Genomic DNA, 26,503 nt, shown 5'->3' with positions numbered 1-26,503 from the left:
CTACGGTTCGGGCGCAGATTTCCAGGCCTGATAAGACGCGGCAGGCGTCGGTGCACTCCGCCACGTCATAATCAATTTTTGAGGATGGTGAACGTCCTGTTAAATCGACGTCCGGCCAAACGCCCCCTGCCAGTCCTGCTCAAACTTCGCCACGGCGGCATCGACCGCCGGATAGCTAATCATCTGCTGCGCAACATCCAGCGGCAGCGTGATTGACTCACATCCTGCCAGTAAGCAGTCCAGCGCCTGACGCGGGGTTTTGAAACTCGCCGCCAGCACTTTCGCCTGTGGTGCATGCATTTTCAGCAACTGATGCAAATCGGTCACGGTCTGAATACCACTTCCGCCCTGGGCATCAATACGGTTCACGTAAGGCGCAACATATTCCGCACCCGCCAGCGCTGACAGCAGACCTTGCGCCGCGCCATACACCGCCGTGCCCAACGTTGGGATCCCTTCCGCCTTTAACATCTTGATGGCTGCCAGCCCCTCGGCGGTCACCGGTACTTTAACCACGATATCCGCAATAATAGAACGCAGTTTGCGTGCATCGTTCAACATGCCTTCAGCGGTGGTAGCCATTACCTGGGCAAACAAACGCCCCTGCCCCCCCATCGCTTCGTGAAGTTCCGGAAGCACAACCTCCAGCGGCTTTTTGCCTCCAGCGATAATGCTTGGGTTAGTGGTCACACCCGCCAGCGGGAAAACACGCGCCAGCGCCTTCACTGCAGCAACGTCTGAAGTATCCAGATACAGTTCCATAGCCATCCTCAAATGTACTTTTGTATGAAATCAGACTATCACGAAAAAACCCTCTGAACAGTTGATGCACATCAATTTAACTTTCATTAGAAAGCTATTTAATGTTTGAACGAAACAGAGAGGCATCTATGATCTTCAATATTCAACGCTACTCGACCCACGACGGCCCCGGTATCCGCACCGTAGTTTTTCTTAAAGGCTGCTCATTGGGCTGCCGCTGGTGTCAGAACCCGGAAAGCCGCGCCCGCACGCAGGATCTGCTGTATGACGCACGTCTGTGCCTGGAAGGCTGCGAGCTGTGCGCTAAGGCGGCCCCGGAAGTGATTGAGCGAGCGCTGAATGGTTTACTTATCCATCGTGAAAAGTTAACGCCTGAGCATCTGAGCGCGCTGACCGACTGCTGCCCAACTCAGGCACTGACCGTATGCGGTGAAACAAAAAACGTTGAGGAGATCATGGCGACCGTCCTGCGCGACAAACCGTTTTACGATCGCAGCGGCGGCGGTTTAACGCTTTCTGGCGGGGAGCCGTTTATGCAGCCGGAAATGGCGGCGGCGTTACTGCAAGCCAGCCACGAAGCCGGTATTCATACCGCTGTGGAAACCTGTCTGCATGTGCCGTGGAAATATATCGCGCCTTCCCTGCCTTATATCGATCTGTTTCTTGCCGATTTAAAACACGTTGCCGACGCACCGTTTAAACAATGGACCGACGGTAACGCCGCCAGAGTGTTGGATAACCTGAAAAAACTTGCGGCGGCAGGGAAAAAAATCATCATCCGCGTACCGCTGATTCAGGGCTTTAATGCCGATGAAACCGCAGTGAAAGCCATTACCGATTTTGCCGCCGATGAACTACAGGTTGGTGAAATTCATTTCCTGCCCTACCACACGCTGGGCATCAACAAATATCACTTACTTAATCTGCCCTATGACGCCCCGGAAAAACCGCTTGATGCGCCAGAACTGCTCGACTTTGCCCAGCAGTATGCCTGCCAGAAAGGGTTAACCGCGACCTTACGAGGATAACAATCATGACAACACTGAAACTGGATACGCTCAGCGACCGCATTAAAGCGCACAAAAATGCGCTGGTACATATTGTGAAACCACCGGTTTGTACCGAGCGCGCACAGCACTATACCGAGATGTATCAACAACATCTCGATAAGCCAATCCCGGTTCGTCGCGCGCTGGCGCTGGCGCATCACCTGGCTAATCGCACCATCTGGATCAAACACGATGAGTTGATCATCGGCAACCAGGCAAGCGAAGTCCGCGCCGCGCCGATCTTCCCGGAATATACCGTGTCGTGGATCGAAAAAGAGATTGATGATCTGGCGGATCGTCCCGGCGCTGGTTTTGCGGTGAGCGAAGAGAACAAACGTGTTCTACATGAAGTCTGCCCGTGGTGGCGCGGTCAAACCGTACAGGATCGCTGCTATGGCATGTTTACCGATGAGCAAAAAGGCCTGCTGGCAACCGGCATCATTAAAGCGGAAGGCAATATGACCTCCGGCGATGCGCACCTGGCGGTCAATTTCCCGCTGCTGCTGGAAAAAGGGCTTGATGGTCTGCGCGAAAAAGTGGCGGAGCGCCGCTCGCGTATTAACCTGACGGTACTGGAAGATTTGCACGGCGAGCAATTCCTGAAAGCCATTGATATCGTGCTGGTGGCAGTCAGTGAACACATTGAACGTTTCGCCGCCCTGGCGCGTGAAATGGCAGCCACCGAAACCCGCGAAAGCCGTCGCGATGAACTGCTGGCAATGGCCGAAAACTGCGATCTCATCGCCCACCAGCCACCGCAGACTTTCTGGCAAGCGCTGCAATTATGCTATTTCATCCAGTTGATTTTGCAGATCGAATCCAACGGTCACTCGGTATCGTTTGGTCGTATGGATCAGTATCTCTATCCGTACTATCGTCGCGACGTTGAACTCAACCAGACGCTGGATCGTGAACACGCCATTGAGATGCTGCATAGCTGCTGGCTGAAGTTGCTGGAAGTGAACAAAATCCGCTCCGGTTCGCACTCCAAAGCCTCTGCCGGTAGCCCGCTGTATCAGAACGTCACCATCGGTGGGCAAAACCTGGTTGATGGTCAGCCGATGGATGCGGTGAATCCGCTCTCCTACGCAATCCTCGAATCCTGTGGTCGCCTGCGTTCAACTCAGCCTAACCTCAGCGTGCGTTACCACGCGGGAATGAGTAACGATTTCCTCGATGCCTGCGTGCAAGTGATCCGCTGTGGCTTCGGGATGCCGGCATTTAACAACGATGAAATCGTGATCCCGGAATTTATTAAACTCGGTATTGAACCGAAGGACGCTTACGATTACGCGGCAATTGGCTGTATCGAAACTGCCGTCGGCGGCAAATGGGGCTATCGCTGCACCGGCATGAGCTTTATCAACTTCGCCCGCGTAATGCTGGCGGCGCTGGAAGGTGGTCGTGATGCCACCAGCGGCAAAGTGTTCCTGCCACAAGAAAAAGCGTTGTCAGCGGGTAACTTCAACAACTTCGATGAAGTCATGGACGCGTGGGATACACAAATCCGTTACTACACGCGCAAATCGATCGAAATCGAATATGTCGTCGACACCATGCTGGAAGAGAACGTACACGATATTCTCTGCTCGGCGCTGGTGGATGACTGCATTGAGCGAGCGAAAAGTATTAAGCAAGGCGGCGCGAAATATGACTGGGTTTCTGGCTTACAGGTCGGTATTGCCAACCTGGGTAACAGCCTGGCCGCTGTGAAAAAACTGGTGTTTGAACAAGGCGCGATTGGTCAGCAACAGCTTGCTGCCGCGCTGGCGGATGACTTTGAAGGGCTGACTCACGAGCAACTGCGTCAGCGTCTGATTAATGGCGCGCCGAAGTACGGCAACGACGATGATACCGTCGATACACTGCTGGCTCGCGCTTATCAGACCTATATCGATGAACTGAAGCAGTACCATAATCCGCGCTACGGTCGTGGCCCGGTTGGCGGTAACTATTACGCAGGTACGTCGTCTATCTCCGCGAACGTACCGTTTGGTGCACAGACGATGGCGACACCGGATGGGCGTAAAGCACATACGCCTCTGGCGGAAGGTGCAAGCCCGGCCTCCGGCACCGACCACCTCGGCCCAACGGCGGTGATTGGTTCGGTAGGTAAACTGCCTACGGCGTCGATTCTCGGTGGTGTACTGCTCAACCAGAAACTGAATCCGGCGACACTGGAGAACGAGTCCGACAAGCAGAAGCTGATGGTTCTGCTGCGTACCTTCTTCGAAGTGCATAAAGGCTGGCATATTCAGTACAACATCGTTTCCCGCGAAACACTGCTGGAAGCAAAAAAACATCCTGATCAGTATCGCGATCTGGTGGTACGTGTAGCAGGCTATTCCGCCTTCTTCACCGCGCTCTCTCCTGACGCTCAGGACGATATCATCGCCCGTACCGAACATATGCTGTAGTCCTCTCCGCCCGGTAGCCGTCGTTACCGGGCTAAATCATTCACATAATCAATTCTCCCTTACTTTCATTCGAAATATAATTTGTGCTCCACGTCACATTGTTATTACACTGTTACGGTTTCATTTTTGAGCCAGGAGCACACATATGAGCGTAAAAGTTATCGTCACAGACATGGACGGTACTTTTCTTAACGATGCCAAAACGTACAATCGGGCACGTTTTATGGCGCAATATCAGGAGCTGAAAAAGCGCGGCATCGAGTTCGTTGTCGCCAGCGGTAACCAGTATTACCAGCTCATTTTCTTCTTTCCTGAGCTAAAGAATGAGATCTCTTTTGTCGCGGAAAATGGCGCGCTGGTCTACGAACATGGCAAGCAGTTGTTCCACGGCGAACTGACCCCGCATGAATCTCGAATTGTCATTGGTGAACTACTGAAAGATAAACAGCTCAATTTTGTTGCCTGCGGTCTGCAAAGTGCATACATCAGTGAAAATGCCCCTGAATCATTCGTTGCATTGATGGCAAAACACTACCATCGCCTGAAACCGGTAAAAGATTATCAGGACATTGATGATGTTCTGTTCAAGTTTTCACTTAACCTGCCGGATGAGCAGATCCCGCTGGTAGTTGACAAACTGCACGTTGCACTCGACGGCATAATGAAACCCGTTACCAGTGGCTTTGGGTTTATCGACCTGATTATTCCCGGCCTGCATAAAGCGAACGGCATTTCACGGTTACTGAAACGCTGGGATCTGTCGCCGCAAAATGTGGTGGCAATTGGCGACAGCGGTAACGACGCAGAGATGCTGAAAATGGCGCGTTATTCTTTTGCGATGGGCAATGCAGCGGAAAACATTAAACACATCGCCCGTTACACTACCGATGATAATAATCATGACGGCGCGCTGAATGTGATTCAGGCGGTGCTGGATAACACAGATCCTTTCAATAAGTAATCTTCCCCTGGCCGGAGCGCCCCCTCCGGCCTCTCTCTTTTTTCTCGCTTTGTGCAGTGACTCAAGATTTTTATCTTGAGTTAACTTATTTTTAACTTAAAGTATCAATCGTAATCATTTTTACTTTCGAATGAAAGATGCGAGGTTGATATGACTTTTACCTGTGAGACACTGCCAACAGATACGAAAGCGGCTATCCGTAAGATGAAAGCGGAGCTGCGACAGCAGATCGGTGATGTGCAACATGTCTTCGATAAACTCTCAGCAAAAATCGAAGCGCGTGTAGCAGAAATAGATGCCCTGAAAGCACAAGGATTGCCGGTTTGGCCGGAGATCTCTTATAGGGATATTGCAGCCGGTACAGTAAACAATGTCACTCGCAATGAAATTAAGCGCCGCGGTTGTGCGGTAATAAAAGGCCATTTCCCTCGTGAGCAGGCGCTGGCGTGGGATCGCGCAATGCTCGACTACCTTGATGCCAATCACTTTGATGATGTATATAGAGGTCCTGGCGACAGTTTTTTCGGTTCGCTGGAGGCTTCTCGCCCCGAAATCTATCCCATTTACTGGTCACAGGCGCAGATGCAAGCGCGGCAGAGCGACAATATGTCTGCGGTTCAATCTTTCCTTAACCGCCTGTGGAAATCTGAAAGCAACGGCAAACAATGGTTTGATCCCGATGTCAGCGTGATTTATCCGGACAGAATTCGCCGTCGCCCACCAGGCACGACGTCCAAAGGTCTGGGCGCACACACCGACTCTGGTGCTCTGGAACGCTGGCTATTACCCGCTTATCAGCGCGTTTTTGCCAATGTTTTCAACGGTAATTTTGATGATTATGATCCGTGGGATGCTGCGCATCGTACCGATGTAGAAGAATACACCGTAGATAACACCACCAAATGTTCGGTGTTCCGCACGTTTCAGGGCTGGACGGCGCTCTCCGATATGTTGCCTGGCCAGGGATTATTACATGTGGTGCCAATCCCGGAAGCGATGGCATACGTTTTACTGCGTCCGTTACTGGATGACGTACCAGACGACGAGCTGTGCGGTGTCGCGCCTGGTAAGGTTCTGCCAATTTCAGAGAAATGGCACCCATTGTTGATAAAAGCACTCACGTCAATTCCGGCAATAACAGCGGGGGATTCCGTCTGGTGGCACTGCGATGTGATTCACTCCGTCGCGTCGGTAGACAATCAACAAGGCTGGGGGAACGTGATGTATATTCCCGCCGCGCCGATGTGCGAGAAAAACCGGGCTTATGCGCACAAGGTCAGAAAGGCACTGGAAAAAGGCGTCTCGCCGGGTGACTTCCCACGTGAAGATTATGAAGCAAACTGGGAAGGCCGCTTTACGCTGGAGGATCTGAACGTTCACGGTAAACGCGCGCTGGGCATGGACGTGTGAAAGTTGATAGATTAGTGGAAGTGAGGTTAAGGAAGTCGGTTCGATGTTACTCAGAGAGCTGACAACGTGCGCTTTGTTAATGCCGGATGCGACCTACAAAATCTTGCAGATTCAATATATTGCAGGGACTGCGTAGGCCTGATAAGCGTAGCGCATCAGGCAATCTTGCGTTTATCCTCAGCCGCCGTCACCCCGACTGTATCGGGGTGACGGGCAATAACTTACTCGATCCCTCTGCTACGCAGATAATCTTCGTAGTTGCCGCTAAAGTCGATCACGCGTTCCGGAGTGATTTCCAGAATACGGGTCGCCAGGGAGCTTACGAACTCACGGTCGTGAGAAACAAAGATCAGCGTGCCCTGATACAGTTCCAGTGCCATGTTCAGCGACTCGATGGATTCCATATCCAGGTGGTTGGTCGGTTCGTCCATAATCAGAATATTCGGTTTCTGCATCATTAACTTACCAAACAACATACGGCCTTTTTCACCACCGGAAAGTACTTTAGCAGGCTTTTTGATGTCGTCCTGGCTGAACAACAAACGACCGAGAATGCTGCGTACCGCCTGCTCGTCATCGCCTTCCTGTTTCCACTGGCTCATCCATTCAAACACGGTCAGATCATTATCGAACTCATATTCATGATCCTGTGCGTAGTAACCAATACGCGCATTTTCTGACCATTTTACAGTACCATTGTCCGGTTCCAGATCCCCTACCAGCGTTTTCAGCAGGGTCGATTTACCGACGCCATTGGTGCCGAGTACTGCCAGCTTTTCACCCACTTCCAGCAGCAGGTTGATATTTTTAAACAGCGGACCGTTATCAAACCCTTTAGTCAGGCCTTCTACTTCCAGCGCATTACGGAACAGCTTCTTATCCTGCTCAAAACGAATGAACGGGTTCTGACGGCTGGAGGCTTTCACCTCTTCCAGTTTGATTTTATCAATCTGACGCGCACGTGAAGTCGCCTGACGAGATTTCGACGCGTTGGCGCTAAAGCGGCTTACAAAGGACTGCAACTCGGCAATCTGCGCTTTCTTCTTGGCGTTATCAGCCAGCAGGCGTTCGCGTGCCTGGGTCGCCGCCGTCATGTACTCATCGTAGTTACCCGGATAAACGCGCAGCTCACCGTAATCCAAATCCGCCATGTGCGTACAGACCATATTGAGGAAGTGACGGTCGTGCGAAATGATGATCATGGTGCTGTCACGCTCGTTCAGCACCTGCTCCAGCCAACGAATGGTATCGATGTCCAGGTTGTTGGTTGGTTCGTCGAGCAGGAGAATATCCGGATCGGCAAACAGCGCCTGCGCCAGCAACACACGCAGTTTCCAGCCTGGAGCCACTTCGCTCATTGGACCGTAGTGTTGCTCCACTGGAATACCCACGCCAAGCAGCAGCTCACCGGCGCGTGCTTCCGCAGAGTAACCGTCCATTTCGCCGTATTTCACTTCCAGATCGGCAACTTTGTAGCCATCTTCTTCGCTCATTTCCGGCAAAGCATAGATGCGGTCGCGCTCCTGTTTCACTTCCCACAACTCTTTATGCCCCATGATCACCGTATCCAGCACGGTGAACTCTTCAAAGGCAAATTGATCCTGGCGCAGTTTACCAATGCGCTCGTTGGGATCGAGGGAAACGTTGCCCAGCGTCGGCTCTAAGTCGCCGCCGAGGATCTTCATAAAGGTGGATTTACCACTACCGTTCGCGCCAATCAGGCCGTAACGGTTGCCGCCGCCAAATTTGACGGAAATGTTTTCAAACAACGGCTTACTGCCGAACTGCATGGTGACGTTACTGGAAACTAACACAGGCGTATCCTGAAAAGAGATATGACAAACCGCGTATTATGCCATAAGTCTGAAAGAAGATCCCGCTCGCCGCTTAAGGTCTACACTCTTCCCAAAGGCAAAAAATGTGATTTCGTACACATCTGATTTCACTGTTAGCAGGAATGAACATATAATGCGCTTCCAATACTCTAATATTCTCAACCTAATGGCCTGCCAGGCACGAAATCTCGCTTAACATGAATATGAAATTGAAAACGTTATTCGCAGCGGCCTTCGCTGTTGTCGGCTTTTGCAGTACCGCGTCAGCGGTAACTTATCCTCTGCCAACCGACGGGAGTCGCCTGGTTGGTCAGAATCAGGTGATCACCATTCCAGAAGGCAATACCCAGCCGCTGGAGTATTTTGCGGCCGAGTATCAGATGGGGCTTTCCAATATGATGGAAGCGAACCCTGGTGTGGATACCTTCCTGCCGAAAGGCGGCACCGTCTTGAACATTCCGCAGCAACTGATCCTGCCAGACACGGTTCATGAAGGTATTGTAATTAACAGCGCAGAGATGCGTCTGTATTACTATCCGAAAGGGACTAACACCGTTATCGTGCTGCCGATCGGGATTGGTCAGTTAGGTAAAGACACGCCTATCAACTGGACCACCAAAGTAGAACGTAAGAAAGCCGGCCCGACCTGGACACCGACCGCCAAAATGCATGCGGAATACCGTGCAGCAGGCGAACCGCTTCCGGCTGTTGTTCCGGCTGGTCCGGATAACCCAATGGGGCTGTACGCTCTGTACATCGGTCGCCTGTACGCTATCCACGGCACCAACGCCAACTTTGGTATCGGCCTGCGTGTAAGCCACGGTTGTGTGCGTCTGCGTAACGAAGATATCAAATTCCTGTTCGAGAAAGTGCCTGTTGGTACGCGCGTACAGTTTATTGATGAACCAGTGAAAGCGACCACCGAGCCAGACGGCAGCCGTTATATTGAAGTCCATAACCCGCTGTCTACGACCGAAGCTCAGTTTGAAGGTCAGGAAATTGTACCAATTACCCTGACGAAGAGCGTACAGACCGTGACCGGTCAGCCAGATGTTGATCAGGCGGTTCTGGACCAGGCTATTCAAAACCGTTCCGGGATGCCAGTTCGTCTGAATTAATCTTCAAAACTTAAGCAAAAGGCGGACTGATAATCCGCCTTTTTTATTTTCCAGCGCTTATCCAACCGGGAGCATAACTAACAAAACGTATCCTACCAGCGCCGCCCACAACAGCATTGGTATCGAATAGAGATGGAAACGCCACCAGATACGATGATCGTTCGCCATACGCAGTGCAATCAAATTTGCCAGCGATCCCGGTAACAAACCAAAACCCCCGACATTTACCGCCCAGGCCAGTAACAACGACGGCGGCACATAGTTCAGCAGCAAAATTGTGCCCGGCACATTACTGATCACCTGCGATAAACCAATTGCCGTTAGCCATAATCCGGGTTCGGATAAATAGCTCACGTGACTCAACACGCCCTGTAAAGCTGGAAGTTGGGTCAGCAAATGGACGTCGATAAACATCGCCATAAACACCAGCAGCAGCGTCCAGTCCACACTCAACACCACGCGACGTGCCAGCAGCGCAAATCCCGCTGCTACAATCACCAGCCCCCATAGCTCTTGTTTCAACTCAAGCGCCGTAAGAAAAACGATATACAGTCCCAGACAACTCCACACCAGTCGCGGCTTCCACTCCGGCGTTTGCGTACCAGTATGATACTGCAACGCCCTTCCAGGGAAACAACACCAGCACAGCAGCAATAGTGTCAGCATCATCACGCCAGCCAGCGGTGCCATTTGTGCAATAAAACCGGCGAACGAAAGGCCAGAGCGTCCCCAGATAAGAATATTTTGCGGGTTGCCTATCGGCGTCAGCAGCGATCCGGCATTCACCGCCAGCGCCTCGAATATAATCAACCGATTAACCGGGATCTCACACAGTCTCTTTAGCGTAATGGTCAGCGGAACAACAATGAACAGCGCAACATCGTTGGTCAGAAACGTAGAAAGTAGCGCCGCCGCCAGCACCATAAACATTGCCAGTCGACGTTCAGTGGCAAAACGGCGCACCATTTTACGCCCCAGCACATCAAAATAACCGCTTAACTCCACACCTTTGGTCAGCAGCATCAGGCCACTTAAGGTGATGATGGTGTGCCAGTCGATAGCGCCAGGCCAGGACTTTGGTGCGAAAGGAACGAAAAAACTTAATCCGATGCCAACAAGAATTAATAACTGAAAAAAGCGATCGCCTTGTATCGTGCGTAAAAAAGGCAGGCTCATTTGGCACCGTGTTTCTGGGTAAACAAACGAAAGGCGTCCAGCGTCTCTTCACTGACATGGTGTTCCATACCTTCCGCGTCACGACGGGCGATTTCCGGGCTGACGCCCAACACCAGCAAGAAATTTTCGACAATCTGATGCCGCTCACGGCTTTCCTGCGCTAGCTTTTCCCCTTCCGCAGTCAAAAACACGCCTCGCCAGGGGATCATTTCAATTAGCCCCATTGTTGCCAGCCGCTTGAGCATTTTAGCCACCGTCGGTTGAGAGACGCCCAGACGGGCGGCCATATCAACCTGACGTGCTTCTCCCACTTCTCTAATCAAATCAGAAATCAGCTCAACGTAATCGTCGATAAGCTCGCGACGATGTGCCTCTCTGACCTGGCGAAACCCTTCAACGTGCTCTTCCACGTTCACTAACTGCGTCACTTTTTTTACTGTTGGCGTACCTGCGCGACGACTCATTGTGCTTCCTCATTATGGTGACACATATATAGCGCTCTCATTTCGTGCGCACATTGTAAACCAGAGTTGTGAAGGCACAAAAATTTAACGTTTTAGCAATAGCTATATAATATAGCCTGTGCTATATCTGTATGTAATGCAATCATCCCTCATGGATCGACGGGATTAGCAAGTCAGGAGGTCTTATGAATGAGTTCAAGAGGTGTATACGCGTGTTTAGTTACTCCCCCTTTAAAGTGCGGTTAATGCTGCTCTCGATGTTGTGCGATATGGTCAACAACAAACCGCAGCAAGATAAACCCTCCAATAAATAGCGGCGTCGCGGTACGCCGCTTCACTCCAGCTTTTAGCAGAAACATTGTTTGGCTTGAAAAACCCCACTTTTTGTCGGATTTGCTATCCTCTTCGCAAAAGATTTTTTCGTCAGTAGTTGACCTGAGCGGCGGCTCGCTCTATCTTCTTGCAGCCCTGCGTATATTGCGGCTCGCGGATGCGGACCACTCCACTCTCTTCTCGCACTCTTGCAGGTATTGACCCTTGACGCCAGGGTGAGCACATGGCGTTTGTTACGATAGTGGCATATGAATTTAACCCTCAAAGAATCGCTTGTTACCCGTAGCCGGGTATTTAGCCCGTGGACTGCGTTCTACTTTTTACAGTCGCTATTAATTAATCTCGGCTTAGGCTATCCCTTCAGTTTGCTCTACACCGCCGCGTTTACGGCTATTTTGCTTTTGCTATGGCGGACATTGCCTCGCGTGCAAAAAGTCCTGATCGGCGTCAGTTCGTTAGTGGCAGCTTGTTATTTCCCCTTTGCTCAGGCCTACGGCGCGCCTAACTTCAATACATTGCTGGCATTGCACTCCACAAATATGGAAGAGTCGACTGAAATCCTGACGATTTTTCCGTGGTACAGCTATCTGGTCGGCTTATTTATTTTTGCGCTCGGCGTGATTGCTGTCCGGCGAAAAAAAGAGAGTGAAAAAGCGCGCTGGAATAAATTCGACAGCCTGTGCCTGGTATTCAGTGTGGCGACATTTTTTGTCGCTCCGGTTCAAAACCTGGCCTGGGGCGGCGTATTTAAACTGAAAGATACTGGCTATCCGGTATTTCGTTTTGCTAAGGATGTCATCGTTAACAATAACGAGGTAATTGAAGAGCAAGAACGGATGGCGAAACTTTCCGGGATGAAAGACACCTGGACGATTACGGCAGTTAAGCCGAAATACCACACTTATGTGGTGGTGATCGGTGAAAGTGCGCGGCGCGACGCGCTTGGTGCCTTTGGCGGCCACTGGAACAACACCCCGTTTGCCAGCAGCGTTAACGGCCTGATTTTTGCTGATTACATTGCCGCCAGTGGTTCCACGCAAAAATCGCTCGGCTTAACGCTTAACCGCGTGGTCGATGGCAAGCCACAGTTTCAGGATAACTTTGTCACCCTTGCCAACCGCGCGGGTTTTCAGACATGGTGGTTTTCCAATCAGGGACAAATTGGTGAATACGATACCGCCATCGCCAGCATCGCCAAACGTGCGGATGAAGTGTACTTCCTGAAAGAAGGGAATTTTGAAGCCGATAAGAACACCAAAGACGAAGCGTTGCTGCAAATGACCGCTCAGGTGTTGGCGGAAGAACACTCGCAACCGCAACTGATTGTTTTACATCTGATGGGCTCACATCCGCAGGCCTGCGACCGGACACAAGGCAAATACGAAACCTTCGTACAATCGAAAGAAACGTCATGCTATCTCTACACCATGACGCAAACGGACGACTTACTGCGCAAACTTTATGACCAGTTACGCAACAGCGGTAACAGTTTCTCTATGGTTTACTTTTCTGACCACGGTCTGGCCTTTAAGGAACGCGGTAAAGAAGTCCAGTATCTGGCTCACGACGATAAATATCAGCAAAATTTCCAGGTGCCTTTTATGGTCATTTCAAGCGACGATAAAGCGCATCGGGTAATTAAAGCACGCCGTTCAGCCAATGACTTCTTAGGCTTTTTCTCACAGTGGACGGGGATAAAAGCGAAGGAAATTAACATCAAATACCCGTTTATTTCTGAAAAGAAAGCCGGGCCGATATACATCACAAACTTCCAGTTACAGAAGGTGGATTACAACCATCTCGGAACCGATATATTCGATCCCAAATCTTGAGACAAAAAAATCCGCCCCGAGAGGCGGATTTTTTATATCACCGAAGTGATTAGAAGCGGTAACCAACACCGGCAATCCAGGTGCCTACGTCAACGTTACGAATACGGCTCTGCTCGTAAGAGAAGTCCAGAGCAACGTTTTCGATTGGGTTGAACTGCAGACCCGCACCGTAGGAGAAGCCGTAGTCGCTGGTGTCGTGTTTGAAGGTCGGGTAGTTAGTATCCTGGAATTTACCGTAACCAACACCGACTACACCATAGATGCTCGCCCAGTCATTGATACGGTATGCCGGACCTGCGGTGATGCCGTAGTACTGGGTTTTGTTGTAATCGCCTGCACTGTTAGTACGACTTTTTTCAGTGTAAGTGAAAGAACCGATCACACCCAGCGGGCTGTTGTCTTCTTCATAGCGGTATTTCAGGTTGAAACCGCCCATTTTGTTCATTTTGCCCTGAGCGTCGCTCTGAGCATAACCACCAGTAACGGTAGAAGTAGCAGCTACGGAAGTACCTGCGGTGAAAGCCAGAACTGCGGCCAGTGCTGAAAGACATGCAATTTTTTTCATAACCACCTCAAATGTGATTCAAATAAGTCCTAAGCTTTAAATATATCAAAAATTAATGGGAAACTCTTCGCGATTTGTGATGTCTAACGGGCCATTTCATGTAACAGAACGTTTCCACATGCCGCTATCCATCTAAATTTAAATCATTTTTTCAGTGAATTGCGTAAGTATTACGCATATTTTCACTCTCACTCATCCAGATTATTCCTAATCATCAGACTAATGAGTCAATCAATCCTGGCGCATTTTAGTCAAAACGGGGAAAAATTTTTCAACAAATGCTCAACCAGCCTGTGGTATATCCAGTACACTCCACGCTTTACCTTACTATACAAACTTATGGGAGAAATGATGCCAGGGTCATTACGTAAAATGCCGGTGTGGTTACCGATATTAATATTGCTCGTTGCCATGGCATCTATTCAGGGTGGAGCCTCATTAGCAAAATCTCTTTTTCCACTGGTTGGCGCGCCCGGGGTTACTGCACTGCGTCTTGCTCTGGGGACACTGATTCTTATCGCTTTCTTTAAGCCGTGGCGGCTGCGTTTTGCCAAAGAACAACGGTTGCCACTGTTGTTTTACGGTGTATCGCTGGGTGGAATGAACTATCTTTTTTATCTTTCTATTCAGACCGTACCACTGGGAATTGCGGTTGCGCTGGAGTTCACCGGACCACTGGCGGTGGCGCTGTTCTCCTCGCGTCGTCCGGTAGATTTCGTTTGGGTTTTGCTGGCAGTGCTCGGTCTGTGGTTCCTGCTGCCGCTGGGGCAAGATGTTTCCCATGTCGATTTAACCGGCTGTGCGCTGGCTCTCGGTGCCGGTGCTTGTTGGGCTATCTACATATTAAGTGGGCAACGTGCGGGTGCTGAACACGGCCCTGCAACGGTGGCAGTTGGCTCGCTGATTGCGGCGTTAATTTTCGTGCCAATTGGCGCGTTACAGGCAGGAGAGGCTCTCTGGCACTGGGCAGTGGTTCCATTGGGTTTGGCTGTCGCAATCCTCTCGACCGCTCTGCCCTACTCGCTGGAGATGATTGCCCTCACCCGTTTGCCGACGCGAACATTTGGCACTCTGATGAGCATGGAACCGGCGCTGGCCGCCATTTCCGGGATGATTTTCCTCGGTGAGATGCTGACGCCGATACAGCTTCTGGCACTCGGCGCTATCATTGCCGCTTCAATGGGCTCCACGCTGACAGCACGCAAAGAGAACAAAATAGAAGAATTAGATATTACTTAAATTTACAATTCTGCATGGTTATGCATAACCATGCAGAATATTCCGCTTTTTTTCACCTGCTACGGCCTTATATATCCGGTTATACAAAAGCATATTTATTCCGAAAGCTTCTGATGAACAAATAAATAAGAATCGTTCTTATCATTACATATAACTTACTGAATTTATATCAGATTTTATTTTTCACGTTTATTACCGCTATTAGTGCGATAGGAACAGCCACAATAGCGAAATACATAGCCGGTGCTATACTTAATCCCGTTAATTGCTGGGACATAACATCAAGAGGATATGAAATTATGAGTACCGCTAAATTAGTTAAATCAAAAGCGACCAATCTGCTTTATACCCGCAACGATGTCTCTGACAGCGAGAAGAAAGCAACAGTAGAGTTGCTAAATCGTCAGGTTATCCAGTTTATTGATCTTTCTTTGATTACTAAACAAGCGCACTGGAATATGCGCGGCGCTAACTTCATTGCCGTACATGAAATGCTGGATGGCTTCCGTACAGCCCTGATTGATCACCTGGATACCATGGCGGAACGTGCGGTACAACTGGGCGGCGTTGCCCTTGGCACCACTCAAGTTATCAATAGCAAAACACCGCTGAAAAGCTACCCGCTGGACATCCACAACGTTCAGGATCACCTGAAAGAACTGGCAGACCGTTACGCGATTGTCGCCAATGACGTACGTAAAGCAATCGGGGAAGCAAAAGATGATGACACTGCGGATATTCTGACCGCCGCTTCCCGCGACCTGGATAAATTCCTGTGGTTTATCGAATCTAACATCGAATAAATCCATCGCTGATGGTTCAAAACTTTAGTACGCAATGAAACGGCTTCCTGACAGGAGGCCGTTTTGCTTTGCTGCCCTTCTTAATGCACTTTTTTAGTGCATTCATCTACCGTTCCCGGCTGAATAAGTAAATTTTTTGTATCCACAACATCACACAATCGTTACATAAAGATTGTTTTTTCATCAGGATTTACGCTAAATGATCATTGTGCTGACTGCACAATTTTAGCGCACCACTTTGGTGCCCCAGAATGGTGCAATCTGGGGGCATTGCCCCATAGATCGTGCAGTAAGATTTCGTCGCATCTCGAAAAATCAACGGGTTGCAAAACTGGCACGATTTTTTCATATTTATGAATGTCACGCAGGGGATCGTCCCGTGGATAGAAAAAAGGAAATGCTATGAAGTCTGTATTAAAAGTTTCACTGGCTGCACTGACCCTGGCTTTTGCGGTTTCTTCTCATGCCGCGGATAAAAAATTAGTTGTCGCGACAGATACCGCTTTCGTTCCGTTTGAATTTAAACAGGGCGACAAATACGTGGGCTTTGATGTCGATCTGTGGGCGGCAATTGCTAAAGAACTGAAGTTGGATTACGAACTGAAACCGATGGATTTCAGCGGCATTATTCCGGCATTACAAACCAAAAACATCGATCTGGCACTGGCGGGCATCACTATTACCGACGAGCGTAAAAAAGCGATCGATTTCTCTGACGGCTACTACAAAAGCGGCCTGTTGGTGATGGTAAAAGCCAACAATAACGATGTGAAAAGCGTGAAAGATCTCGACGGTAAAGTCGTTGCAGTGAAGAGCGGCACGGGTTCCGTTGATTACGCAAAAACTAACATCAAAACCAAAGATCTACGTCAGTTCCCGAATATTGATAACGCCTATATGGAACTGGGCACCAACCGCGCAGACGCTGTTTTGCACGATACACCAAACATTCTGTACTTCATCAAAACCGCCGGTAACGGCCAGTTCAAAGCGGTAGGTGACTCCCTGGAAGCTCAGCAATACGGTATTGCGTTCCCGAAAGGTAGCGACGAACTGCGTGACAAGGTCAACGGCGCGTTGAAAACCCTGCGCGAGAACGGAACTTATAACGAAATCTACAAAAAATGGTTCGGTACTGAGCCGAAATAATTATTGCCTTTAATTTATGGCCCGGTGGCCTTTTGCATACCGGGCCTGCGTTTCGCCCAGCCAGTCTTCTGGCTCAGGGTATTTACACCACGGTAACAGGAACAACATATGCAGTTTGACTGGAGTGCCATCTGGCCGGCCATTCCGCTTCTGATTGAAGGCGCCAAAATGACCCTATGGATTTCTGTCCTCGGTCTGGCTGGCGGCCTGGTGATCGGCCTGGCGGCTGGTTTTGCACGCACCTTCGGTGGTTGGATAGCCAACCACGTCGCGCTGGTCTTTATTGAAGTGATCCGCGGGACACCTATCGTCGTCCAGGTGATGTTTATCTACTTCGCCTTGCCGATGGCGTTTAACGACTTACGCATCGACCCGTTTACTGCGGCGGTGGTCACCATCATGATCAACTCCGGCGCGTACATTGCGGAAATCACGCGTGGTGCGGTGCTGTCAATCCACAAAGGTTTTCGTGAAGCAGGACTGGCGCTCGGTCTTTCACGTTGGGAAACCATTCGCTACGTCATTTTACCGCTGGCACTGCGCCGCATGCTGCCGCCACTGGGCAACCAGTGGATCATCAGCATTAAAGACACCTCGCTGTTTATTGTTATCGGCGTGGCGGAACTGACCCGTCAGGGGCAAGAAATTATTGCCGGTAACTTCCGCGCCCTTGAGATCTGGAGCGCCGTTGCGGTGTTCTATCTGATTATTACCCTGGTGCTGAGCTTTGTTCTGCGTCGTCTGGAAAGAAGGATGAAAATCCTGTGATTGAATTTAAAAACGTCTCCAAGCACTTTGGGCCAACCCAGGTGCTGCACAATATCGATTTGAACATTAGCCAGGGCGAAGTGGTGGTGATTATCGGACCATCCGGTTCGGGTAAATCGACCCTGCTGCGCTGCATCAACAAACTGGAAGAAATCACCTCCGGCGATCTGATTGTCGATGGCCTGAAGGTTAACGATCCGAAAGTTGACGAGCGTCTGATTCGCCAGGAAGCAGGCATGGTGTTCCAGCAGTTTTACCTCTTCCCGCACCTGACTGCGCTTGAAAACGTAATGTTTGGCCCGCTGCGCGTGCGTGGTGCAAACAAAGAAGAGGCGGAAAAACTGGCGCGTGAACTGCTGGCAAAAGTTGGCCTCGCGGAACGCGCGCATCACTACCCTTCCGAGCTTTCTGGTGGTCAGCAACAGCGTGTGGCGATTGCCCGTGCGCTGGCGGTGAAGCCGAAAATGATGTTGTTCGATGAACCGACATCGGCTCTTGATCCGGAACTGCGCCATGAAGTGCTGAAGGTCATGCAGGATCTGGCAGAGGAAGGTATGACGATGGTGATCGTAACCCACGAAATCGGTTTTGCCGAAAAAGTGGCTTCACGTCTTATCTTTATCGACAAAGGCCGGATTGCGGAAGATGGCAATCCACAGGTGTTGATCAAGAATCCGCCAAGCCAGCGTTTGCAGGAATTTTTACAGCACGTCTCTTAATAAGACACATTGCCTGATGTGCTACGCTTATCAGTCCTACAGAATATATAGCAACTTATTGAAATTGCATAAATTTGTAGGAGCGTTCACGCCGCATTCGGCAAAAAAGCCCGCACGTTATCAGCAACCTGCTTAATATCCCTTCCTCCCTTTCACCCGAAAGGGAGGAACACCAGATTCCTCTCATTTAAAATTCCCCCTCCCCCAGCATCTATACTTATCTTTTTGCTCTATTTTCTCACTGGAGGAGTCATGCGGTGGATCCTGTTCATCCTCTTCTGCCTGCTGGGCGCACCTGCCCACGCGGTATCCATACCCGGCGTTACAACCACAACGACAACGGCCCCAACGACTGAACCGGCTCCGGAACCGGATATTGAACAAAAAAAAGCGGCCTATGGTGCACTGGCGGATGTACTGGATAATGACACCTCGCGCAAAGAGCTGGTCGATCAGTTACGCACCGTCGCCGCCACGCCCCCCGCGGAACCCGTACCGAAGATCGTGCCGCCAACGCTGGTTGAAGAGCAAACCGTGCTACAAAAGGTGACCGAAGTCAGTCGCCATTATGGTGAAGCTCTCTCCGCACGCTTCGGGCAACTTTATCGCAATATTACTGGCTCCCCACATAAACCGTTTAATCCGCAAACCTTCAACAACGCCCTTACCCATTTTTCCATGCTGGCCGTTTTAGTGTTTAGTTTTTACTGGCTGGTTCGCCTGTGCGCACTGCCGTTATATCGCAACATGGGTCTGTGGGCGCGGCAGAAAAATCGTGAGCGCAGTAACTGGTTGCAGCTTCCGGCGATGATTATCGGTGCGTTTATTATCGACCTGCTGTTACTGGCACTGACATTATTTGTCGGTCAGGTTTTAAGCGACAACCTGAATGCGGGCAGCCGCACCATTGCTTTTCAACAGAGTCTGTTTCTCAATGCTTTCGCCCTGATTGAATTTTTCAAAGCTGTTTTACGCCTGATTTTCTGCCCGAACGTTGCTGAACTGCGTCCATTCTCTATTCAGGATGAGAGTGCCCGCTACTGGTGCCGCCGCCTTAGCTGGCTAAGCGGCCTGATTGGTTATGGCCTGATTGTGGCTGTACCGATTATCTCAAACCAGGTGAATGTGCAAATCGGGGCACTCGCGAACGTCATCATCATGCTGTGTATGACGGTGTGGGCGTTGTATCTGATATTCCGTAATAAAAAAGAGATTACCCAGCATTTGCTCAACTTCGCGGAACACTCACTGGCCTTTTTCAGTCTGTTTATTCGTGCTTTTGCGCTGGTGTGGCACTGGCTGGCAAGCGCCTATTTTATCGTGCTGTTTTTCTTCTCGTTATTTGACCCAGGAAACAGCCTGAAATTTATGATGGGCGCGACGGTGCGTAGCCTGGCGATTATTGGGATCGCGGCGTTTGTTTCCGGTATGTTTTCTCGCTGGCTGGCAAAAACCATTACCCTTTCGCCACACACTCAGCGTAACTATCCGGAACTGCAAAAACGGCTGAACGGCTGGCTGTCGGCGGCGCTGAAAACGGCACGTATTCTGACAGTGTGCGTAGCGGTGATGCTACTATTCAGCGCCTGGGGACTGTTCGATTTCTGGAACTGGCTGCAAAACGGCGCGGGGCAGAAAACGGTGGATATCCTGATCCGCATCGCTCTCATCCTTTTCTTCTCGGCAGTTGGCTGGACGGTACTCGCCAGTTTGATCGAAAATCGGCTGGCTTCGGATATTCATGGTCGCCCGCTGCCCAGCGCCCGCACGCGTACCCTGCTGACACTGTTTCGCAACGCGCTGGCGGTGGTAATCAGTACCATCACCATTATGATTGTGTTGTCGGAAATTGGCGTCAATATTGCGCCGCTACTGGCAGGAGCCGGAGCGTTAGGGCTGGCGATTTCCTTCGGTTCGCAAACGCTGGTGAAAGATATTATTACCGGGGTGTTTATTCAGTTTGAAAACGGCATGAATACCGGAGATTTAGTCACCATCGGGCCGCTGACCGGCACGGTTGAACGCATGTCGATTCGATCCGTGGGCGTGCGCCAGGATACCGGGGCTTATCACATTATTCCGTGGTCCTCGATAACCACCTTTGCCAACTTTGTCCGCGGCATTGGCTCTGTGGTGGCGAATTACGATGTTGATCGTCATGAAGATGCCGATAAAGCCAATCAGGCGCTAAAAGATGCCGTGGCGGAAGTGATGGAAAATGAAGAAGTTCGTGGGCTGATTATCGGTGAACCTAACTTTGCCGGAATTGTTGGCTTAAGCAATACCGCGTTTACACTGCGTGTTTCGTTTACCACGCTGCCACTCAAACAGTGGACGGTACGTTTTGCCCTCGACAGCCAGGTAAAAAAACATTTCGACCAGGCGGGTGTTCGCGCACCGATACAGACTTATCAAGTGCTGCCTGCTCCGGGCGTTACCCCGGCAGAACCATTACTACCGGGAGAACCGACACTTTAACGCTGACGATTGGCAAAACGACGACGCTGTTCGTCGTTCATAAAGGTCCAGGCAATGAAGCGGCTCTGCTTTTGCCCCTGGGCCATCTCTTTTTTGACCACTTTCACCGCACCAACATCCGTCAGAGCACGATACAACGGCGGTAAGTTTTCGCCACGAGAAACCAGCGAGGTGAACCACATTACCTGCTTCGCAAAGCCTTTACTCTCTTCAATCATCTTTTTGATGAAAGCCACTTCACCGCCTTCGCACCACAGCTCCTGCTGCTGACCGCCAAAGTTCAACGCATCGTCTCTGTTTAATCCGAGATTACGCCGTTTGCGCTCGCTACCAGCACGCGCTGCCGCGGCAGAGTCGTGGAACGGCGGGTTACACAAGGTTGCGTCATATTGCTCATTTTTATGGATAATGCCGTTAAAAATAGCACTATTCTCTTTTTGCCGACGCAGGCGGATGGCGCGGTTAAGTCCCGGATTGGCGCTGATGATCGCCTGCGCGCTGCTTAACGCCTGACTGTTAGTTTCAGTACCGGTAAAACGCCAGCCATATTCATGTACGCCAATCAGCGGATAAATACAGTTCGCGCCAACGCCGATATCCAGAATGCTGGCACTGGCCGGAATTGTTCCGGTCGCCTCAGCCAGTAAATCGGCAAGATGATGAATATAATCCGCCCGGCCAGGTACTGGCGGACACAGAAAACCGTCAGGAATATCCCAGTTCGCCACGGCATAAAAATGTGCCAGCAACGCCTTGTTGAGCGCCTTCACCGCCAGCGGATTGGCGAAGTCTACGCTTTGCTCACCGGCAGGGGTAAGCGTGAGAAATTGCTTCAGTTCAGGATTCACCTGACAAAGCGTGGCGAGATCGTAGCGGCTGTGATGACGGTTGCGCGGGTGCAACCCCGGTTTCTGGGCGGACATAGCATTCTCCTTTAAGCAGCGGCGTAAGATACCCGCATAACGCGGCAGGGTAAATATCTGGCTGCGTTTAACATGACTCAAAACCTTAACCTGACTGCATTTTTCAGCAATTCACCATAAAAATCAGCACCATGCATGTCATTGATTTGTCTGGTTTTGTAAAAACATATCGTTCAAAAAACAAGCACATCTCTGTCAATTTTTTGCGTCATTCTCATCACGCAGGAGACCTACACTTATCAGGCACTACTCGTTGTATTTATGAGGATGTCATTATGAAAAAGTGCCTCGCACTACTGCTTGCCACCGTCCTGAGCGGAATCACCTTCACGGCTTATGCCGCGCAACCTCTGAGTAACCAGGACAGCGGTCAACTACGGCCAGCCGGAACCGTTTCGGCAACCGGTGCATCTAACCTAAGCGATCTGGAGGAAAAACTGGCAGAAAAAGCGCGCGAACAAGGCGCGAAAGGTTATGTCATTAATTCCGCAGGCGGAAATGATCAGATGTTCGGTACTGCAACCATCTACAAATAACCACACCAACGCAACTGCATTCGCCTCTGGATGCAGTTTTCGCCTGTTTTGTAAGCAAAAAACATCAAATATGAACACAATGTAAATAAATGTATTTATTTTTCACGCAATGGGTGATAGAAAATCGCGCCAGGTGATAATGCTTATCAAAATTATTATCACTTCAAGATTACTATTACGGGATTAACAGTGGCATCGCATCCGCAGAGACGCTTTCTCGTGACAGTGAAAATTTAAACATATAAGAAAAAGTCACCTGCCAAATGGAAAACAATCGCAATTTCCCTGCCAGACCCTTTCATTCGCTCACGTTCTTTGCCGGTCTTTGTATCGGCATCACGCCTGTGCCACAGGCTCTCGCCGCAGAAGGGCAACAAAACACTGATGATACACTGGTTGTCGAGGCATCGACGCCTTCGCTTTATGCGCCACTTAAATCTGCCGATCCAAAATTCTCCCGCCCGGTCATCGATACCACCCGCACAATGACGGTGATTTCTGAACAGGTGATAAAAGATCAGGGCGCAACCAACCTTACTGACGCGCTAAAAAACGTACCTGGCGTGGGCGCATTTTTTGCCGGTGAGAATGGTAATTCCACTACCGGCGACGCCATTTATATGCGCGGTGCGGATACCTCTAACAGCATTTATATTGATGGCATCCGCGATATTGGTAGTGTCTCACGTGACACTTTCAATACCGAACAGGTGGAAGTCATTAAAGGCCCATCCGGCACCGATTACGGACGCAGCGCGCCGACGGGTTCGATCAATATGATCAGTAAACAGCCACGTAATGACTCTGGTATTGACGCCTCTGCCAGTATTGGTAGCGCCTGGTTCCGTCGCGGCACACTGGACGTCAATCAGGTGATTGGTGACACCAGCGCAGTGCGCCTGAATGTGATGGGCGAAAAAACGCACGATGCCGGGCGCGATAAGGTTAAAAATGAACGTTACGGCGTCGCCCCTTCCGTGGCATTAGGCCTCGGTACGTCGACGCGTTTGTATCTCAACTATTTACACGTTACCCAGCACAACACGCCGGACGGCGGCATTCCGACCATTGGTTTGCCGGGTTATTCCGCACCTTCTGCAGGAACGGCGGCACTGAACCATTCCGGTAAGGTGGATACGCATAACTTTTATGGTACGGACTCCGATTACGACGATTCGACCACCGATACCGCCACTATGCGTTTTGAACATGACATCAGCGATAACACCACCATTCGTAATACCACCCGCTGGTCGCGCGTGAAGCAGGATTATCTGATGACGGCGATTATGGGCGGAGCATCGAATATTACCCAGCCCACCAGCAATGTGGATAGCTGGACGTGGTCACGCACGGCGAATACTAAAGATGTGAGTAATAAAATCCTCACCAACCAGACTAACCTGACGTCGGCGTTCTATACCGGTTCAATCGCCCATGATGTCAGTACCGGCGTGGAATTTACCCGCGAAACGCAGACCAACTACGGCGTTAATCCGGTGACGTTACCGCCGGTGAACATTTACCATCCTGACAGCAGCATTCATCCTGGCAGTCTGACGCGCAACGGTGCCAATGCTAACGGCCAGACAGATACCTTCGCGATTTATGCCTTCGATACGCTGCAAATCACCCGTGATTTTGAGCTGAACGGCGGGATCCGTCTGGACAATTATCATACTGAATATGACAGTGCTACCGCCTGCGGCGGCAGTGGTCGCGGTGCCGTCACCTGCCCAACTGGCGCGGCAAACGGTTCTCCGGTCACCACCGTCGACACCGCCAGGTCGGGCAATCTGGTCAACTGGAAAGCCGGGGCGCTGTATCATCTGACGGAAAATGGCAATGTCTACGTCAACTATGCTGTTTCCCAACAACCGCCTGGCGGCAGCAACTTCGCTCTTGCACAGTCTGGCAGCGGTAACAGCGCCAACCGCACCGACTTTAAACCGCAAAAAGCGAAGACCAGCGAAATTGGCACCAAATGGCAAGTGCTGGATAAACGCTTGCTACTAACTGCCGCGCTGTTCCGTACCGATATCGAAAATGAAGTTGAGCAAAACGACGACGGGACTTACTCGCAGTACGGTAAAAAGCGCGTCGAAGGCTATGAGATTTCCGTGGCTGGAAATATCACTCCCGCATGGCAGGTGATTGGCGGATATACCCAGCAAAAAGCGACCATTAAAAATGGTGCAGACGTGGCTCAGGATGGTTCGTCATCACTGCCGTATACGCCAGAACACGCCTTTACCTTATGGAGCCAGTATCAGGCAACGGATGATATCTCCATTGGTGCAGGCGCACGCTATATCGGCAGTATGCATAAAGGTTCTGACGGCGCGGTGGGAACTCCGGCGTTTACTGAAGGTTATTGGGTTGCCGATGCCAAATTGGGCTATCGCGTCAATCGCAACCTCGATTTCCAGTTAAACGTCTACAACCTGTTTGATACCAATTACGTGGCCTCGATTAACAAGAGCGGCTACCGCTATCATCCGGGCGAGCCAAGAACCTTCCTGCTCACCGCCAATATGCATTTCTGATTCAGATATGGGGCGCAGGGCTTACTAAGATTGATGGCGAGAACAGGACTGCCTGATGCGCTGCGCTTATCAGGCCTACAAGGTTGTGCAACACGTTGAGTTCACATCATTTGGTAGGCCGGATAAGGCATTCACGCCGCATCCGGCATGAACAAAGCACCTGCTGTTAAAAATCGGTGTGGGGTGAAAGCCCTACTTTTTGGAGAACTTGTATGATGTACCACATTCCCGGCGTGTTATCGCCACAGGACGTCGCACGTCTTCGTGAACAACTGGAACAAGCCGAATGGATTGATGGTCGTGTCACCACTGGCGCGCAGGGCGCACAAGTTAAGAGCAATCAGCAAGTGGACACCCGCAGCGCGTTATATGCCGCATTGCAAACTGAGGTGCTTAACGCGGTTAACCAACATGCTCTGTTCTTTGCCGCTGCCTTGCCGCGTACCCTATCCACGCCGCTGTTTAATCGTTATCAGAACAATGAAACCTATGGTTTTCATGTGGATGGCGCAGTACGCAGTCATCCGCAAAACGGCTGGATGCGCACAGACCTTTCTGCGACGCTGTTTTTGAGCGATCCACAAAGCTATGAAGGCGGCGAACTGGTCGTCAATGACACCTTCGGGCAGCATCGGGTAAAACTCCCGGCAGGCGATCTGGTGTTGTATCCTTCGAGTAGCCTGCACAGCGTAACGCCCGTCACGCGCGGCGTGCGGATGGCCTCGTTTATGTGGATCCAGTCGATGATCCGCGATGATAAAAAGCGCGCCATGCTATTCGATTTGGACAACAACATTCAGTCGCTGAAAAACCGCTTTGGTGAAGGTGAAGAAATCCTGTCGCTACTCAATCTTTATCACAATCTGCTGCGAGAATGGTCGGAGATCTGACAGTTGAACTGCCAGAGTTTGTCCCTATATTAGCTACACTTAATTGTACAAGCATTGATATGGGGAGGACGATATGGCATCCGGTTGGGCTAATGATGACGCCGTCAACGAACAGATCAACAGTACAATTGAAGATGCGGTTGCCCGCGCTCGGGGTGAAATCCCGCGTGGTGAAAGCCTGTATGAATGTGAAGAGTGCGGTGCTCCCATCCCGCAGGCCCGTCGGGAAGCCATTCCTGGCGTACGTTTATGCATCCACTGCCAGCAGGAGAAAGATTTACAAAAACCTTCTTATACAGGATATAATCGCAGAGGCTCGAAGGACAGCCAGTTACGTTAACTACAACTGGCATGGAGTACAGCAAGTATAATTTGCATTTTGCGTGGCATTCCGTGCCTTTAACGCAGCCGTAACTGACACGCGGTACAAAATTGAATCATAAGCACGACAAATAGATGAATTATCAGCATCTTAGATATCAATCAATTTATTTGAACAAGGCGGTCAATTCTCTTCGATTTTATCTCTC

The 26,503-nt window shown here is 50.6% G+C and carries 24 protein-coding genes; 17 read left to right on the top strand and 7 right to left on the bottom strand.

What is annotated here, in order from left to right; translation table 11 throughout:
- Positions 1-99: 99 nt before the first annotated feature.
- Entirely contained in the window at positions 100-762 is a 663-nt protein-coding gene (gene fsa, locus A1WG_RS05265; protein WP_016242614.1) for a fructose-6-phosphate aldolase, read from the bottom strand.
- Positions 763-890: 128 nt separating this feature from the next.
- Here fsa and A1WG_RS05270 point away from each other — a divergent pair, with 128 nt between their 5' ends.
- The 4 genes from A1WG_RS05270 to A1WG_RS05285 all read left to right on the top strand — a co-directional run bounded on the left by A1WG_RS05270 (position 891) and on the right by A1WG_RS05285 (position 6,599).
- Positions 891-1,790, top strand: coding sequence for a glycyl-radical enzyme activating protein (locus A1WG_RS05270; protein WP_001516054.1), 900 nt, complete (start codon positions 891-893; stop codon positions 1,788-1,790).
- Between the two features lie 5 nt (positions 1,791-1,795).
- Positions 1,796-4,228 carry a glycyl radical protein gene (locus tag A1WG_RS05275; protein ID WP_000209339.1) on the top strand — a complete coding sequence of 811 codons (2,433 nt, stop codon included), beginning with the start codon at positions 1,796-1,798 and terminating at the stop codon, positions 4,226-4,228.
- A 145-nt stretch (positions 4,229-4,373) separates the two neighbouring features.
- Entirely contained in the window at positions 4,374-5,189 is an 816-nt protein-coding gene (gene ybiV, locus A1WG_RS05280) for a sugar-phosphatase YbiV (protein WP_001516053.1), read from the top strand.
- 150 nt (positions 5,190-5,339) lie between these two features.
- Positions 5,340-6,599, top strand: a complete 1,260-nt coding sequence (locus A1WG_RS05285) for a DUF1479 domain-containing protein (protein ID WP_001516052.1) — start codon at positions 5,340-5,342, stop codon at positions 6,597-6,599.
- Positions 6,600-6,820: 221 nt separating this feature from the next.
- Here A1WG_RS05285 and A1WG_RS05290 read toward each other — a convergent pair whose 3' ends face one another.
- The gene (locus A1WG_RS05290) at positions 6,821-8,413 is read right to left on the bottom strand and encodes an ABC-F family ATPase (RefSeq protein ID WP_000961451.1); all 1,593 of its coding nucleotides are present in this window, start codon (positions 8,411-8,413) and stop codon (positions 6,821-6,823) included.
- A gap of 218 nt (positions 8,414-8,631) precedes the next feature.
- On the opposite strand from A1WG_RS05290, the gene ldtB reads away from it, so the two are divergent.
- Complete coding sequence (gene ldtB / locus A1WG_RS05295; RefSeq protein ID WP_001056379.1) at positions 8,632-9,552, top strand: L,D-transpeptidase; 921 nt, start codon at positions 8,632-8,634, stop codon at positions 9,550-9,552.
- Between the two features lie 57 nt (positions 9,553-9,609).
- Here the strand turns inward: ldtB and A1WG_RS05300 are convergent, their stop codons facing one another.
- Both A1WG_RS05300 and mntR read right to left on the bottom strand, forming a co-directional pair.
- On the bottom strand, positions 9,610-10,728 hold the full coding sequence (locus tag A1WG_RS05300) for an anion transporter (protein ID WP_000056401.1): 1,119 nt from the start codon (positions 10,726-10,728) through the stop codon (positions 9,610-9,612).
- Positions 10,725-11,192, bottom strand: a complete 468-nt coding sequence (gene mntR, locus A1WG_RS05305) for a manganese-binding transcriptional regulator MntR (protein WP_000091026.1) — start codon at positions 11,190-11,192, stop codon at positions 10,725-10,727. Before mntR ends, A1WG_RS05300 begins: the two co-directional genes overlap by 4 nt.
- A 185-nt stretch (positions 11,193-11,377) precedes the next feature.
- On the opposite strand from mntR, the gene mntS reads away from it, so the two are divergent.
- Together mntS and opgE are read left to right on the top strand one after the other, a co-directional pair.
- The gene (gene mntS / locus A1WG_RS05310) at positions 11,378-11,506 is read left to right on the top strand and encodes a manganase accumulation protein MntS (protein ID WP_001001759.1); all 129 of its coding nucleotides are present in this window, start codon (positions 11,378-11,380) and stop codon (positions 11,504-11,506) included.
- 267 nt (positions 11,507-11,773) lie between these two features.
- Positions 11,774-13,357 carry a phosphoethanolamine transferase gene (opgE, locus tag A1WG_RS05315; RefSeq protein WP_001054649.1) on the top strand — a complete coding sequence of 528 codons (1,584 nt, stop codon included), beginning with the start codon at positions 11,774-11,776 and terminating at the stop codon, positions 13,355-13,357.
- A 49-nt stretch (positions 13,358-13,406) separates the two neighbouring features.
- Here opgE and ompX read toward each other — a convergent pair whose 3' ends face one another.
- Together ompX and A1WG_RS24680 are read right to left on the bottom strand one after the other, a co-directional pair.
- A complete protein-coding gene (ompX, locus tag A1WG_RS05320; RefSeq protein ID WP_001516050.1) occupies positions 13,407-13,922 on the bottom strand; it encodes an outer membrane protein OmpX in 516 nt (171 codons plus the stop codon).
- A gap of 52 nt (positions 13,923-13,974) precedes the next feature.
- The gene (locus tag A1WG_RS24680; RefSeq protein ID WP_120795379.1) at positions 13,975-14,040 is read right to left on the bottom strand and encodes a protein YliM; all 66 of its coding nucleotides are present in this window, start codon (positions 14,038-14,040) and stop codon (positions 13,975-13,977) included.
- Positions 14,041-14,273: 233 nt separating this feature from the next.
- Here A1WG_RS24680 and rhtA point away from each other — a divergent pair, with 233 nt between their 5' ends.
- The 6 genes from rhtA to ybiO all read left to right on the top strand — a co-directional run bounded on the left by rhtA (position 14,274) and on the right by ybiO (position 21,078).
- Positions 14,274-15,161, top strand: a complete 888-nt coding sequence (rhtA, locus tag A1WG_RS05325; RefSeq protein WP_001119539.1) for a threonine/homoserine exporter RhtA — start codon at positions 14,274-14,276, stop codon at positions 15,159-15,161.
- Between the two features lie 299 nt (positions 15,162-15,460).
- Positions 15,461-15,964, top strand: a complete 504-nt coding sequence (gene dps / locus A1WG_RS05330; RefSeq protein WP_000100800.1) for a DNA starvation/stationary phase protection protein Dps — start codon at positions 15,461-15,463, stop codon at positions 15,962-15,964.
- Between the two features lie 402 nt (positions 15,965-16,366).
- Positions 16,367-17,113, top strand: coding sequence for a glutamine ABC transporter substrate-binding protein GlnH (gene glnH / locus A1WG_RS05335; protein ID WP_001516049.1), 747 nt, complete (start codon positions 16,367-16,369; stop codon positions 17,111-17,113).
- A 108-nt stretch (positions 17,114-17,221) separates the two neighbouring features.
- Complete coding sequence (glnP, locus tag A1WG_RS05340; protein WP_001159054.1) at positions 17,222-17,881, top strand: glutamine ABC transporter permease GlnP; 660 nt, start codon at positions 17,222-17,224, stop codon at positions 17,879-17,881.
- Positions 17,878-18,600 carry a glutamine ABC transporter ATP-binding protein GlnQ gene (gene glnQ / locus A1WG_RS05345; protein ID WP_001516048.1) on the top strand — a complete coding sequence of 241 codons (723 nt, stop codon included), beginning with the start codon at positions 17,878-17,880 and terminating at the stop codon, positions 18,598-18,600. The genes glnP and glnQ overlap by 4 nt, the downstream gene beginning before the upstream one ends.
- A 252-nt stretch (positions 18,601-18,852) precedes the next feature.
- A complete protein-coding gene (gene ybiO, locus A1WG_RS05350) occupies positions 18,853-21,078 on the top strand; it encodes a mechanosensitive channel protein (protein WP_001516047.1) in 2,226 nt (741 codons plus the stop codon).
- Here ybiO and rlmF read toward each other — a convergent pair.
- Positions 21,075-22,001 (bottom strand): 23S rRNA (adenine(1618)-N(6))-methyltransferase RlmF, encoded by a 927-nt coding sequence (gene rlmF / locus A1WG_RS05355; protein WP_001516046.1) that lies wholly within the window; start codon positions 21,999-22,001, stop codon positions 21,075-21,077. The genes ybiO and rlmF overlap by 4 nt on opposite strands.
- Positions 22,002-22,276: 275 nt before the next feature.
- On the opposite strand from rlmF, the gene mcbA reads away from it, so the two are divergent.
- From mcbA to ybiI, 4 genes are all read left to right on the top strand, one after another.
- Positions 22,277-22,537, top strand: coding sequence for a DUF1471 family periplasmic protein McbA (mcbA, locus tag A1WG_RS24675; protein ID WP_001516045.1), 261 nt, complete (start codon positions 22,277-22,279; stop codon positions 22,535-22,537).
- A gap of 263 nt (positions 22,538-22,800) precedes the next feature.
- Complete coding sequence (locus A1WG_RS05365; protein WP_000429983.1) at positions 22,801-25,083, top strand: catecholate siderophore receptor Fiu; 2,283 nt, start codon at positions 22,801-22,803, stop codon at positions 25,081-25,083.
- A gap of 212 nt (positions 25,084-25,295) precedes the next feature.
- A complete protein-coding gene (gene ybiX / locus A1WG_RS05370) occupies positions 25,296-25,973 on the top strand; it encodes a PKHD-type hydroxylase YbiX (RefSeq protein WP_001516044.1) in 678 nt (225 codons plus the stop codon).
- Between the two features lie 73 nt (positions 25,974-26,046).
- On the top strand, positions 26,047-26,313 hold the full coding sequence (gene ybiI / locus A1WG_RS05375) for a C4-type zinc finger protein YbiI (protein WP_001516043.1): 267 nt from the start codon (positions 26,047-26,049) through the stop codon (positions 26,311-26,313).
- Positions 26,314-26,503: the final 190 nt, after the last annotated feature.

The organism is Escherichia sp. KTE96, assembly GCF_000408525.1.
Classification (GTDB): domain Bacteria; phylum Pseudomonadota; class Gammaproteobacteria; order Enterobacterales; family Enterobacteriaceae; genus Escherichia; species Escherichia marmotae.
Note: the sequence above shows the minus strand (reverse complement) of the source record. Positions and strands in the feature narration are given on the sequence as shown.

Coding starts and splice junctions, on each gene's coding strand:
- A1WG_RS05275 (WP_000209339.1), top strand. CDS start 1,796: ATGACAACACTGAAACTGGATACGCTCAGCGACCGCATTAAAGCGCAC.
- rhtA (WP_001119539.1), top strand. CDS start 14,274: ATGCCAGGGTCATTACGTAAAATGCCGGTGTGGTTACCGATATTAATA.
- ybiV (WP_001516053.1), top strand. CDS start 4,374: ATGAGCGTAAAAGTTATCGTCACAGACATGGACGGTACTTTTCTTAAC.
- dps (WP_000100800.1), top strand. CDS start 15,461: ATGAGTACCGCTAAATTAGTTAAATCAAAAGCGACCAATCTGCTTTAT.
- mntR (WP_000091026.1), bottom strand. CDS start 11,192: ATGAGTCGTCGCGCAGGTACGCCAACAGTAAAAAAAGTGACGCAGTTA.
- ybiI (WP_001516043.1), top strand. CDS start 26,047: ATGGCATCCGGTTGGGCTAATGATGACGCCGTCAACGAACAGATCAAC.
- fsa (WP_016242614.1), bottom strand. CDS start 762: ATGGAACTGTATCTGGATACTTCAGACGTTGCTGCAGTGAAGGCGCTG.
- ybiO (WP_001516047.1), top strand. CDS start 18,853: ATGCGGTGGATCCTGTTCATCCTCTTCTGCCTGCTGGGCGCACCTGCC.
- opgE (WP_001054649.1), top strand. CDS start 11,774: ATGAATTTAACCCTCAAAGAATCGCTTGTTACCCGTAGCCGGGTATTT.
- mcbA (WP_001516045.1), top strand. CDS start 22,277: ATGAAAAAGTGCCTCGCACTACTGCTTGCCACCGTCCTGAGCGGAATC.
- glnP (WP_001159054.1), top strand. CDS start 17,222: ATGCAGTTTGACTGGAGTGCCATCTGGCCGGCCATTCCGCTTCTGATT.
- A1WG_RS05300 (WP_000056401.1), bottom strand. CDS start 10,728: ATGAGCCTGCCTTTTTTACGCACGATACAAGGCGATCGCTTTTTTCAG.
- A1WG_RS05365 (WP_000429983.1), top strand. CDS start 22,801: ATGGAAAACAATCGCAATTTCCCTGCCAGACCCTTTCATTCGCTCACG.
- A1WG_RS05270 (WP_001516054.1), top strand. CDS start 891: ATGATCTTCAATATTCAACGCTACTCGACCCACGACGGCCCCGGTATC.
- ybiX (WP_001516044.1), top strand. CDS start 25,296: ATGATGTACCACATTCCCGGCGTGTTATCGCCACAGGACGTCGCACGT.
- ompX (WP_001516050.1), bottom strand. CDS start 13,922: ATGAAAAAAATTGCATGTCTTTCAGCACTGGCCGCAGTTCTGGCTTTC.
- rlmF (WP_001516046.1), bottom strand. CDS start 22,001: ATGTCCGCCCAGAAACCGGGGTTGCACCCGCGCAACCGTCATCACAGC.
- mntS (WP_001001759.1), top strand. CDS start 11,378: ATGAATGAGTTCAAGAGGTGTATACGCGTGTTTAGTTACTCCCCCTTT.
- glnH (WP_001516049.1), top strand. CDS start 16,367: ATGAAGTCTGTATTAAAAGTTTCACTGGCTGCACTGACCCTGGCTTTT.
- A1WG_RS05285 (WP_001516052.1), top strand. CDS start 5,340: ATGACTTTTACCTGTGAGACACTGCCAACAGATACGAAAGCGGCTATC.
- ldtB (WP_001056379.1), top strand. CDS start 8,632: ATGAATATGAAATTGAAAACGTTATTCGCAGCGGCCTTCGCTGTTGTC.